This is a genomic window from Candidatus Rickettsia tasmaniensis, from assembly GCF_036857515.1.
Lineage (GTDB): Bacteria > Pseudomonadota > Alphaproteobacteria > Rickettsiales > Rickettsiaceae > Rickettsia > Rickettsia rickettsii.
The window spans coordinates 21,093-32,592 of record NZ_JAQCNX010000005.1; the positions used below are offsets into that span (position 1 = coordinate 21,093).

Consider the following 11,500-nt stretch of genomic DNA (forward strand, 5'->3'; position numbering starts at 1 on the left):
ATTACTGGATTCCCGCTTTCGTGGGAATGACATAAACAGCCATACAATAAAGCCAAAACGTCGCAGGAATGACATAGATATATCAAATGCTCTCAAAAAACGATTCAGTAAAAGAAATTTTTTCAAGATTCTCTGGAAAATACCGAAGTAACAGAATTATAGATAATTATGGTTACGGTGAGGGGGTAGCATATTTCTTACTTAAAAGTTTAAATGAATTAATCTATAAAGAGGAATTACAAATTCACTATCACGACTACGATTATCAAATCCACGCTAATCAAGAATATAGATATATTTTTAAGAAAAGTAATATTACAAAATATTTTATTGCTCCTGAAAAGAGCTTATTTTATCAATTAAAATTTGTTGATGCAGACAGGGTATACTCAAATGATTTGGAGAATTGGAATGTAAAACGAGGAGCGAGTACGCACAGCCTATACTTAATAGGTGAGCATGCGAGTCCTCCGAGGTTTTGCAAAAACAATTCTGCAAATCATTTGAGTATACAAGCTACAGGCAGTCATCTATATGGTAAAGATCAATATAATGCTACCTATGTATTTTTTAAATCCTGATTCATTTACTCTTAACTACCAAGTTCTAGGACCTCAAAAAGACCATAATATTAATACTGTTTTAATCGTATATAGTATTAAGTATGTTCTCCAATTAGTTTAAAATATTCTTTCATACTATTGTCTATATCAGTTGTTTCCAAAGTTTGATTATTATCATCATCATTTGCATCATATATATCTTTTCTTTTAGAAAAGGAAAGTTTTAATCTCTTTTGAGACGAGGTAGGAGAAATAGTTTGATTAAATTGGGGGGTAATATCTTGTAATACATTCTTAGCATATTCAGGTGCATCAATATCATGCCATTCTTTTATTTTAGCACATAAAATTTGTAGAATTTCAGGTAGGATTTTTTTAATTTCTTTCTTGCGAGATGCCTGTTTTTGAGCTAAAAACCCTTCAATATTTTTTAAGCTTTCAGTAAATTCCAAGTAGGTTATTTCAATTAAATCCTTTAAATCTTGAGAAAAATCCTTTTTTTCAAGCAATTTAGTTTTTGCAAGCTTTAAATTGCGTTCTCCTATATTGTTTACTTTAAGAATTAAAGCAGTTAAATTTTGGTCTAATGAATTTAACAAATTTATAGGACAATTCTCTAATTTATGAACTTTTGCTAAAAAAGATTTTATATCATTGCTTTTTACATTATCCATATTTTTGTAAAATTACATTGAAGCTAAGATGTCAAATATTCGTGCTATATTTGCTAGTTTATAATTATTTAATTTTTTACTAAGCCATTCTATTAATATATTACCTTCTTTAATAAGTAATAGATTACCATTTTGTACATTTGTAGTGCCATAATCTATTGGACAGGAATTTGGTAACACATATTTATAGTTTCTCAGTATACCTCTTGTTTGAGCAACGGCATGCTCAGCAGACATAGGAAAAAACTCCTTATATGATAAAAATATAGGAGCCGTAAATAAGGTTGCATTATTTCTATGCGTTGCAAGCATAAATAACCAATGTGTTAACTTTTCTGCAAAGTAATTTAGTTTTCACGGTAATTCTTCTATATTTTGTGTCGATGCTTTAGCATGCACAACTTCAAATATACGTTTTATAATAGCATGTTTATATTCATGTTCTTGCTCAAATTTAGATAAAATTTCATCATACTTTCCTAAGCCAGGTACATCTGTTTGTACATTACCGGTTTTATAATGTACTATATGATTAATTGTAAAAGTTTCTTCTTTAGTATTTGAGATCTTACATACAGTAGATAAATCACTATTTATTTCTTCTAAAATCCGGTGCTTTAGCTGATTTTTATTATTCCTGCCAATCATTTCAGCAAAAGCTAAAAGTCCTTTAGAATTATGTATGGGTTATTACTTATACTTTTTTAAGTTGATATTACTGTTTTGCAATTCTTGTAATAATACTTTCTTTGCATGCTGAGCAGTAATACCGTCTGCTAAAGCAAATATCTTAGGAAGAGAGTGATTTGGATTAAATACACAGTGCAATAGCTTTTGATAATCCTTATCACTTATATTTTCTTTGTTATAATCTTTAAATAATTATGTTTATTAAAAGCAGTTTTGATAATATCAAAATATTCTTCGTAATAATCATTATCTACAACTAATATTTCAGATTTAATTTTTTTATAAATATTTCTAATAGTAGAATATTTAAAAAATCTATCAGCTAAATTATGTAATACTAAACCTAGTTTAAGTTTAAAATCTTCAGAGTTATATATATAATTAATATCTAGTATATTTTTAAGTAAAAAATTAAGATACTTAGGTGAAGTATAATTTTCTTTTAACTCTTCATCAGAGGAGCTATCAAAGTTTTCGTATTTTAGCATTATTATTTATAGTAGAATTAGTGTTAAATTATTTAGAAAAAAATATCCCTATAAGGGGGGTTAAAGTATCTAGTATCTCCGTAAGGGCACTGAAATCAGCTCTATATAATAAATCATTTGTAGTACATAATTCTTTAATATCTAAAGTTTGTCCAGTATTTCCCTCAAAACAATATATAAATGCCAAAACTTCCATAATTTTCTTATCTTTAACAAATTTAAATAATCGTTCTTTTCCATAAGTTATTGTATCTTCAACATCAGCTAAATCTTTCTCTACTCAAGGCATCATTGTATTTACTTCTTGAGCTAATAACTGAGGATCTATATTACTAGGATGACCTAGCATATCTCATACCATTATAGTTATAATATTAGCTATATACTAAAATATTAATCATTAATCAAGTTTTCTTTACTAATAGTTACAATTTATTGTATAAGTTAAATTATGTTCAGTTTATACAGATAAGTTTATTGACAAAAGTTAATTTTTATTGTATTTTGCTCTCTTGTTATTGTTGAAAGGTGGTTATGGTAGATATAAACAATAATAAGATTAGCTTAGCACTATTTGAAGGCGGCGGAGTAAAAGGAAATATCCATTTAGAAAAATTAAAAATAATAGAGCAAATAACTGGTAAGCCTACCTGTGAGATATTCGATTTTACTGGAGGGACCAGTGTTGGAGGACTTATTCCTATTTTGCTTAATTTACCGAATCCTAATAATCCCGGAAAACCTTTATTCAGTGCAGAACAAGCTCAAGAACTGTTTGAAGAAATGGCACACGATATTTTTCCGGCAGGATTAACTTTTAGAAAATTTTGGAGTTTTAATGGCTTATTCAGCCATAAATTTTCTCCTGAACCATTAGTAAAATTATTGAAAGAATATTGTAAGGATTATACCCTCAAGGATTTAATCGGTGATGTTGTAGTTACAGGTTATGATTTAAATAATAAACAAAATCCTCTTATGACCTTCTCTACTATAGAGGCTAGACAAAGTGAAGAGAATGATTATTACCTTTCAGATATAATACAAGGCATCACTGCAGCACCTGGATATTTCCCCAGCCACAATTTCCGTAATATAACCAATACTAAATTACATAAAATTATTGATGGTGGAGTATATGCTAATGACCCAACCTTACAAACATGGCAATTATTAAAAGAAAATAACTATCACATAGACAACGCTTTGTATTTATCATTAAAAGAAGAAAATAATGATGATTACCAAACTGTTTGTTGCGGCGGAGGCATAATAGAACTATTAAAAAATAATATGCCCGGTAAAATATTAGCAGCAACACAACAAGCTGATGAAATAACCGCTCAAAGCATTTTTGGTAATAAATTAATAGAAATAGCTACTTATATTCCGGGAAAACATGCTGAGATGAGTAATTCTAGTACTGAAAATCTGCAAGCACTAAAAGAATTTGCTAAAAAATCTATATATGGAAGCTCCACCTTTAGAGATGCACCTTATAATAACAAGTTTAAAGAAGCTATTGATAAAATAATAAATAATTATAATGCAAATAACCCTAACGACCAAATTGTTATGAATGATTTTTATAAAGAGTTATTCCATATTAATACTTCTAATAACGCACTTGATAAAAGTTTTGAAAAGGAAGAGGATATAGCAAACAACGAGGATGCAGTTAATACACCGATAGCTCAAGCTCTAGATTCTAAGGATATAGAACCTAGAAAAGAAGAATTATTAGCAGGTATCAAGGAGTTTTTTAATCCATTCATCGAAAAAAATCCAGAAGCAAAAGCAGATATAGAGAATTTTTTACACGAAATAAAAGATTTGACATTAGCAGAAATTGAAAACGGTATTGTTAGTTTTAAAGAAGCTAGCTTAAAATGGCAAGCCGAGCAGAATAACCTTGATGTATTTAGTAGCTGTAGTATGGAAGCCTTAAAAGAGGATATGACTCTTGAGGGTGAAGAGCATACAGATGATGTACCATGTTATCTCTAACTTTCTTAATGTCATTCCCGCGTAGGCGGGAATCCAGTCAAAAAAGTATAAATATGCTAGGCTTTTAAAACTAAACGCTCGATTTATCTCTCTTTACCCTGGATTCCTGTTTTCGCAGGAATGAGACATCGAACGCTTTCTTCGAGCCATACAACAACGCCCACAGCTGCTCACAATGACGACACCTGTTTTTAGTTAGGAATATTTGACTTTTTCTTATATAAAATCCAAATACAGTAAAACGAAATAGCAGAGCTAATACTTAAAACGAGGCATAATAAAGCAAAATTGCTTATCGTTGCGCTGTGTATTTTAGAAACCAAATAAGTTACAGCAGCGATAACTACGTAGTATATTGCACCAAATATAGATCCTGCTGTACCTGTTACTTTAGCATAATCCTTCAGTGCATAACGAAGCGTCATAGGGATAAGTAGATTATGCCCAACCATATGAATCATCATCGGTACAAATATCATAGCGATTGCAAGATTATGACTCGTTGAAATAACTTCTAATATAAAAGCATTTACCGCAAATAATATACAACCGCACAAACTAAAAATAAATCCTAAACCCATAACTTTTTTATCGTGTACATGGCATTTTTTTATTAAATATCCTCCTAAAACGCCTCCAAAGATAGCGGCAAAAGATAACAAAAACACTAATTTACCGTAAAAAGATGGCGAAACTTTCATTTTATCAATAAAAATAAAAGGAGCTTCTATGCAAAAACCGTAATACATGCCGTTAAATGCACCTATGATAAAAGCATATAACCAAAGAATTTTATCTTTAATAATTACCTGCAAAACCTCAGAATATTTACTGCTTTGGGAAAAATCTATATAAGAATTTGTTTCAGGTAAAACTTTATAATATAAAGCTAATAATATAGTACCGGTAAGGCTAAAAAATACAAAAACATAATGCCAGCTTGAATATTCTATAATATAGCCCCCTATAGATGAACCTAGAGAAGGGATAAATAACAGCCACGGAGATAAGCTAGCATAGACATATGATAACTCTGAGCCTTGATAGGAGTCTCTAGCCATAGCCTGCCCAATAACAGAACCTACACTTATACCGAAAGCTTGCACAAAACGAGCTATCATCAGCATTTCTATATTAACGGCAAAAATGCTAATAATTGAAGATACAACATAAATAAAAAGCCCTAATAAAGCTATAGGTCTCCTGCCGTAAATATCCGATAATCTGCCGAGTGATAATATACCAAGAGCAAACCCTAGAAAATATAATGTAGACGTAATTTGAGTGAGACCGCCGTCAATGCCGAAATATTTGGTTAAACTCGGTAATCCTGAAGTATAAATTGTTTCCGTAGTCGGTGATAAAATAAATAAGCATAGAAGCATCCATGCCGGAATCTTCGCAATAATTTTCATAAATGATTTTTTTATTTCGGTTCATCGAGTTTTATCGATTAATCCGCTCCAAATAAATTTTTTCCGTTATCATTTTTAATCTTTCTACTCTCTCAATCAAGTAAAGTAACTGCTCTCTGCTAATTCTATAATTTTTATCATATCTTGGCATCAACGTAAGCTTTTGCTAGTAATTCAAAACATTCTTTTTGTTCGGGAGACGATTGCAGAAATACTTTAAGTAGTTCAACATTATAATTTGCACAATATCCACCTAGCTTTCTTATATCGTGTAACTTTGGTTTGTAACGGGCAAAAACTAATAAAATGCTACTGTCAACACTTTCCAGTGGCTTGATGCAGCTCAAAAGCACTTTTACTAAAATCACCTCTTTCTAATGGGTATTTACAATCAATAAAAAAACTCTTGCCTCTACCAAACCAGTATTCATAATCTTCTTTAGCCATTTCTTTTACTTCACTCCAAGGCAAATTTTTAGCTCGAGAAAGCTGCTCGCCACTATCATATAAAAGAATACCTTCATTCTTAATATCGGTATAAAAATAACGCCCTTTTTCAAGCTTGTCATTTACCTCACTTATAGATTCGCATATTATAGATATCCAAGGTTCTAGCGAAAAAACCTCGGCTTTTCTTAAGCCTGTTTGTTCTAACCTTTTTTCTATCTTAGATTCTACCCTTAAAGTAGCATGCTCCTTAAATTTACCTTTTTTTCTACTAAAAAGTCAAAATCACTTGTATAACTATAAGTAATATGATCTTCCGTATACATATCTTTAACCCAATCACCTCTAGCATACGAGCTATACAAGATAATCAGGGCAATTTTATCCTTGGCAACAGCCAAAAAATTTGCTGCACTATATAATCAAGCCTATATTGAACTTCAAGAGACCGTTTTGGTCAAATTGTTTTCATAGCTGATCGTTATTTAAACGTTAAATCTAAAATGTACTATATCTCCATCCTGCATTTTATATTCTTTACCCTCTAAACGCATTTTACCTACTTCCTTGGCTTTTGCTTCACTACCGAGATTTATGTAATCTTTATAGCCGATAACTTCCGCTCTGATAAAACCTTTTTCAAAATCGGTATGAATAATACCGGCAGCAGCCGGTGCAAGTGTGCCGTCTTTAAAAGTCCAGCTATGGGCTTCCTTTGGTCCTATAGTAAAAAAGCTTTTAAGGTTTAAAAGATTATACCCCTCTTTAATGACTTTACTAAGCCCTGTTTCGTCTAAACCTATAAATTTTAAAAACTCTTCCTTTTCTTCCATACTTTCAAGTAAAGCAATTTCAGCTTCTATTTTTGAAGAAATTACGACACTTTTAGCATTTTCTTTCTTTGCTCTTTCCGCTACTAATTTTGTAAATTCATTACCTATAGCTGCATCTTTTTCAAGTACGTTACATATATATAAAACGGGCTTAGAGGTAATTAACTGCAATTGTTTTAAATTATCAACTCCTAAAGCTTCATTTAGCACTCTTACAGGTTTATCCTCACCTAATACCTTATAAACCTCTTTTAACAGCTCTATCTGCTCTGCCATTGCTTTATCGCCTGACTTCAAGCGTTTTTCACTTGTAGCTAAACGCTTTTCAACCGATTCTATATCGGCAAGTATTAATTCCGTTTCAATAATCTCGAGGTCATGCAGCGGATCGACTTTGTTATGTACGTGCGTTATATCCTCATCTTCAAAACAACGCAGTACGTGCAGTATTGCATCGACTTCCCTGATATGAGATAAGAACTTATTACCTAGCCCCTCCCCTTTGCTTGCTCCTTTAACAAGCCCTGCAATATCGACAAACTCAATATAAGACGGAATAATTTTACCGCTTCCGGCTAAGCTTGCTAGTTTATGCAAACGCGCATCAGGCACTAAAACTTTGCTGCTATTAGGCTCAATAGTACAAAACGGATAATTAGCGGCATCTGCAGCCTGACTTGCCGTTAAGGCATTAAATAACGTCGACTTACCGACATTCGGCAACCCAACAATTCCGAGTTTTAGTGTCATAAATTTTTCCGTAAATAATACATTTATAGAATCTTTTTCGTAACCGTGCATAGCAAATTCAATTTTATACCCCAGTTTCTCATAAAACGATTTTGCTTGGAAGTCCATAGTAACAAGATGAATAAAATTACAGCCTCGTTCACGTGCTAAATCCTCAGCCTTTTGCATTAGTACAGTACCATAATTTTAGTTTCTTATATTTTCATTAACAAAGAGTGAATCAATGTAAAATCCTCCCAAGAACTCATACCGCTAATTCCTACAACAAAATTTTTATCCTGATCTAAACAGGAAAATGAAAAAGATTCAATATCTCCTACTAACCCCTTTTGTTCTCTAACATCTTTGTTCAAAGCTTCAATAATTATAGTGCTATGAGTTCTATCCATTTCATCAGCATAAACAATTTCAAAATTTTGTGTCATAAATCTTTGCTGTTTAGTTTTAATATCGTTTTCCTGTCATTGCGAGGAGATGCGTAGCATCGACGTGGCAATCTCGTGAAATAGTATAGAATTCCTGAGATTGCTTCCGTCAAAACTTACAGTTTTTCCTCGCAATGACGAGTTGGTATCCACGCAGCAATGCCGATCAAGTCGTAGGAATAACATTGAATATATCAAGCTATCTTATTCTTAAATTCTTCTAACTTATTCTCTAATATTAAACCAAAGTTACTAGTGATTCTATCTATAGCTTGCATTACTGTTTCATACTCCGGTTTAGAGAAATTATTAAGTACGTAATCTGCTACATCCTGATTATTTTGCGGTCTACCAACTCCAATCCTAATCCGGTTATAATTATTACCTATAACCCCATCAATCGACTTTAAACCATTATGCCCGCCATTACCGCCACCAGTTTTTAATTTTATTCTACCTGTTTCTAAATCAATATCATCATGAATAACAAAGATTTTTGCGGGGTGGATATTATAATATGTTTTCACCGATATCACTGACTTACCGGACAAGTTCATATAGGTGGTAGACTTTATAAAAATTATCTTTTGTCCATCACTAATAGTTTCAGCAATTTCACAATTGAATTTTTTCTTTGTACTAAATGATGAATTATATTGGTTTGCTATTTTCTCTATAGCAATAAAGCCAACATTATGCCTCGTATATTGATACTCTTTTCCTGGATTACCAAGACCAATAACAAGAATCATAATAATTTACCTAATAAATAGTAATGGAAAATTTTTGAAGAAATATTGATTTGCAAGAAGTACAGAATAATGTCATTCTTAGCTCAGCATTATTGCGTGGATCGAAAAACCTACTCGATGTCATACCGTGGCTTGACCACGGTATCCAGCAAAAAAATTAACAAGGACTGGATACCGCTACAAACTTGCAGTATGACAATTAAAGATTACCGGATTTCCGCTTCTAGCTAGGAATGGCATCAAACGAGCCAAACAACAACACCTACGAATCCTCGCAATAACGATTTAAGTATCTAAGCAAGGTCCTTATCGTGAGAATTTTATCTTACTTCCCTGCTTCAGCGGCTTGTTGTTCCCCTTCAGCTTCAGTTTTTGCTCCTCTACGTCCTATAATAGTTGCAAGGACAAATTCTTTTTTTGTAACAAAACTACATCCTTTCGGTAATTCTATTTTTGACGATTTTAGCGAAGTAGCCATAGGCATATTAGTAACATCTATAGTTACGTTTCTTGGGATATTATTAACATCACATAATAAAGTAACTCTTCTTTTTACTATATTAAAGTATCCACCTCTTTTAACGCCTAAAGCTCTTTCTTTCCCTTCATATACTACAGGTACTTCCATTGTTTGGGTTTTCTCTTCTAAAAAGACAAAATCAACATGGCGTACTATATCCGTAACAGGGTGTAATTCTACAGCCTTCGGCAATACTTTATATTTTTTCTTATCAATTGTTAAATGAATTAACTGAGAGATAAAAGCCGGCTTTCTATAATATTTAGTTATTTCCTTTTCTTCCAAAGAAATACTAACAGGTGTTTTACCCGCTCCATAAATAATAGCCGGAATACGCCCTGCTCTTCTTAATGCTCTTGCTGCTCCCGTACCGAATTCCGTGCGGGATTCCGCTTCAAGTTCTAATATTTCACTCATTATTACTCCATATTAACTTATAATAAATCTTCATTATCATACTTAAGTACAATTAAAAATTCAAGTAAATTAATTTTTGACTAGAATATAGGAGTAATATATTCCTTAGTTAAAATTCTTTAATTTATTGGATAAAGAAATTTAGTTCTAACCGAAATTATTTTGTAAGGAAATTATGAAACAGATACAACCTAAGCGTATTACAAATCCCTCAAACTGTGGAGAAGAAATTGCTGCCAAGGACATATAATAAGGATTTGCTCCTTGAATCTATTATGTACTCTTCTGACGCTGACTATATTGGGGATGACAGCGAGAGTGAAGATAGTGAAGATGACGATTCTTATGCATCAATACTCTTGTTAAAAATTAAAGAACCGGAATGCAAAATTCACTTAGATTTAGTTAGTATATTACATATGTGCTACCAAGCAAATGTTAGAGAACAAGCAGAAAATGCGGAGGTTTCTAATTTAGACAATGAAAAGCAGGTAATTACATGTAGCACAACTCCAACAATTCTGTACCGAAAGTTCAATTGAATCTATGATAACATCAAAAAGCAACATAGATGCTGACAAAATTATCTTACCTTTCCCTTCTGTAGAACAACAAAGACAATTAGGGAAATTATATCGTTCTGAAAGTGATGGAGCCGGTGAAAATATAATTAAAATTTTTAAAGAGCTTTACCCTTCTAATTCTGACAATGGTAACGTTGGAATAGTAATATTATTAGGTGATGAAAAGGGGTCATACGGCAACCTAAATCTATGGGATATTTAAAAATTTATGAGTTTGCAGAGATAATCTAGCACCGCTTTCTAATGCTAATTTTACTGCTAACTCATTATTTTTGCCATTAAGTCTTTGGTCGTTTTGATCCATAGGTTGAATAAAAACCGGTATATTATAAGAGGTTTGCCCTACTTCCGGTATGAGACTATATTCTAAAATATTTTTAGCAACGATAAATTTCACCGCACTAATTTTAGGCAATAAATCTTCTCTTATTTTACTATAACCGGTTTTACCTACCTTCGGCGAACAAATTATAGACACTTCTTTTGGCAAAGAACGATATAACGTACCGTTAGTCTCTATTTGCACTTTAACATCTCGGTCTAATAACTTCTGACATAATAACTCTATAGGTTGACGCATCGGCTCACCGCCGGTTATTACTACTAAATTAATCGATTTTTCATTTTTAGAATTCAATGCCAGACTTTCTACTTTATTCAAAATCTTATCTATATCTACTAAATCAAAATCTTCAAACTCCGTATCACAAAAATTACAAGCAAGATTACATCCTCCAAGCCTAATAAAGATCGCAGGACAACCTACAAAAATGCCCTCCCCTTGTATAGTCTTAAAAATAGACTGTACCTCTAACTGAGTACCGTCACCGTTTAATATGCTTCTTTTAGGATTTTGTCCAAACATTTTTAAATTATTATCGATTGATTAAAGACATTATAGTACATTTTTATAAAAAAATCTTGCAATAACTAAA

General features: G+C 32.0%; 16 protein-coding genes and 1 pseudogene. 4 read left to right on the forward strand and 13 right to left on the reverse strand.

Annotated features, from left to right (window positions below; translation table 11 throughout):
* The first annotated feature begins 86 nt into the window (after positions 1-86).
* Positions 87-581 carry a DUF6314 family protein gene (locus tag O6R16_RS01655; protein WP_499679734.1) on the forward strand — a complete coding sequence of 165 codons (495 nt, stop codon included), beginning with the start codon at positions 87-89 and terminating at the stop codon, positions 579-581.
* A gap of 77 nt (positions 582-658) precedes the next feature.
* On the opposite strand, the gene O6R16_RS01660 is transcribed toward O6R16_RS01655, so the two are convergent.
* From O6R16_RS01660 to O6R16_RS01680, 5 genes and pseudogenes are all read right to left on the reverse strand, one after another.
* Positions 659-1,237: a hypothetical protein gene (locus O6R16_RS01660; RefSeq protein ID WP_499679735.1), complete on the reverse strand. Its 579-nt coding sequence runs from the start codon at positions 1,235-1,237 to the stop codon at positions 659-661.
* Positions 1,238-1,249: 12 nt separating this feature from the next.
* Complete coding sequence (locus O6R16_RS01665) at positions 1,250-1,549, reverse strand: hypothetical protein (RefSeq protein ID WP_499679736.1); 300 nt, start codon at positions 1,547-1,549, stop codon at positions 1,250-1,252.
* A 42-nt stretch (positions 1,550-1,591) separates the two neighbouring features.
* Positions 1,592-1,885: a hypothetical protein gene (locus tag O6R16_RS01670; protein WP_499679737.1), complete on the reverse strand. Its 294-nt coding sequence runs from the start codon at positions 1,883-1,885 to the stop codon at positions 1,592-1,594.
* A gap of 203 nt (positions 1,886-2,088) precedes the next feature.
* Positions 2,089-2,415 carry a hypothetical protein gene (locus O6R16_RS01675; protein WP_499679738.1) on the reverse strand — a complete coding sequence of 109 codons (327 nt, stop codon included), beginning with the start codon at positions 2,413-2,415 and terminating at the stop codon, positions 2,089-2,091.
* Positions 2,416-2,443: 28 nt separating this feature from the next.
* Positions 2,444-2,764: pseudogene (locus O6R16_RS01680) on the reverse strand (hypothetical protein).
* Positions 2,765-2,949: 185 nt separating this feature from the next.
* Between O6R16_RS01680 and O6R16_RS01685 the strand changes: the two are divergent.
* Positions 2,950-4,422 (forward strand): patatin-like phospholipase family protein, encoded by a 1,473-nt coding sequence (locus O6R16_RS01685; RefSeq protein ID WP_499679739.1) that lies wholly within the window; start codon positions 2,950-2,952, stop codon positions 4,420-4,422.
* Positions 4,423-4,613: 191 nt separating this feature from the next.
* Here O6R16_RS01685 and O6R16_RS01690 read toward each other — a convergent pair whose 3' ends face one another.
* From O6R16_RS01690 to O6R16_RS01720, 7 genes are all read right to left on the reverse strand, one after another.
* A complete protein-coding gene (locus O6R16_RS01690; protein ID WP_499679740.1) occupies positions 4,614-5,837 on the reverse strand; it encodes a Bcr/CflA family efflux MFS transporter in 1,224 nt (407 codons plus the stop codon).
* Between the two features lie 315 nt (positions 5,838-6,152).
* Positions 6,153-6,308 (reverse strand): hypothetical protein, encoded by a 156-nt coding sequence (locus tag O6R16_RS01695; RefSeq protein WP_499679741.1) that lies wholly within the window; start codon positions 6,306-6,308, stop codon positions 6,153-6,155.
* Positions 6,309-6,517: 209 nt separating this feature from the next.
* On the reverse strand, positions 6,518-6,685 hold the full coding sequence (locus O6R16_RS01700; protein WP_499679742.1) for a nucleotidyltransferase domain-containing protein: 168 nt from the start codon (positions 6,683-6,685) through the stop codon (positions 6,518-6,520).
* 84 nt (positions 6,686-6,769) lie between these two features.
* The gene (gene ychF / locus O6R16_RS01705; protein WP_499679743.1) at positions 6,770-8,035 is read right to left on the reverse strand and encodes a redox-regulated ATPase YchF; all 1,266 of its coding nucleotides are present in this window, start codon (positions 8,033-8,035) and stop codon (positions 6,770-6,772) included.
* A gap of 26 nt (positions 8,036-8,061) precedes the next feature.
* Complete coding sequence (locus O6R16_RS01710) at positions 8,062-8,292, reverse strand: acetyltransferase (protein ID WP_499679744.1); 231 nt, start codon at positions 8,290-8,292, stop codon at positions 8,062-8,064.
* A gap of 194 nt (positions 8,293-8,486) precedes the next feature.
* On the reverse strand, positions 8,487-9,044 hold the full coding sequence (gene pth, locus O6R16_RS01715) for an aminoacyl-tRNA hydrolase (protein WP_499679745.1): 558 nt from the start codon (positions 9,042-9,044) through the stop codon (positions 8,487-8,489).
* 325 nt (positions 9,045-9,369) lie between these two features.
* Entirely contained in the window at positions 9,370-9,981 is a 612-nt protein-coding gene (locus O6R16_RS01720; protein WP_499679746.1) for a 50S ribosomal protein L25/general stress protein Ctc, read from the reverse strand.
* A 275-nt stretch (positions 9,982-10,256) separates the two neighbouring features.
* Between O6R16_RS01720 and O6R16_RS01725 the strand changes: the two genes are divergently transcribed.
* A complete protein-coding gene (locus O6R16_RS01725) occupies positions 10,257-10,523 on the forward strand; it encodes a hypothetical protein (RefSeq protein WP_499679747.1) in 267 nt (88 codons plus the stop codon).
* A gap of 4 nt (positions 10,524-10,527) precedes the next feature.
* A complete protein-coding gene (locus tag O6R16_RS01730) occupies positions 10,528-10,767 on the forward strand; it encodes a hypothetical protein (RefSeq protein WP_499679748.1) in 240 nt (79 codons plus the stop codon).
* On the opposite strand, the gene O6R16_RS01735 is transcribed toward O6R16_RS01730, so the two are convergent.
* A complete protein-coding gene (locus tag O6R16_RS01735) occupies positions 10,753-11,430 on the reverse strand; it encodes a 7-carboxy-7-deazaguanine synthase QueE (RefSeq protein ID WP_499679749.1) in 678 nt (225 codons plus the stop codon). The genes O6R16_RS01730 and O6R16_RS01735 overlap by 15 nt on opposite strands.
* Between the last annotated feature and the right edge of the window lie 70 nt (positions 11,431-11,500).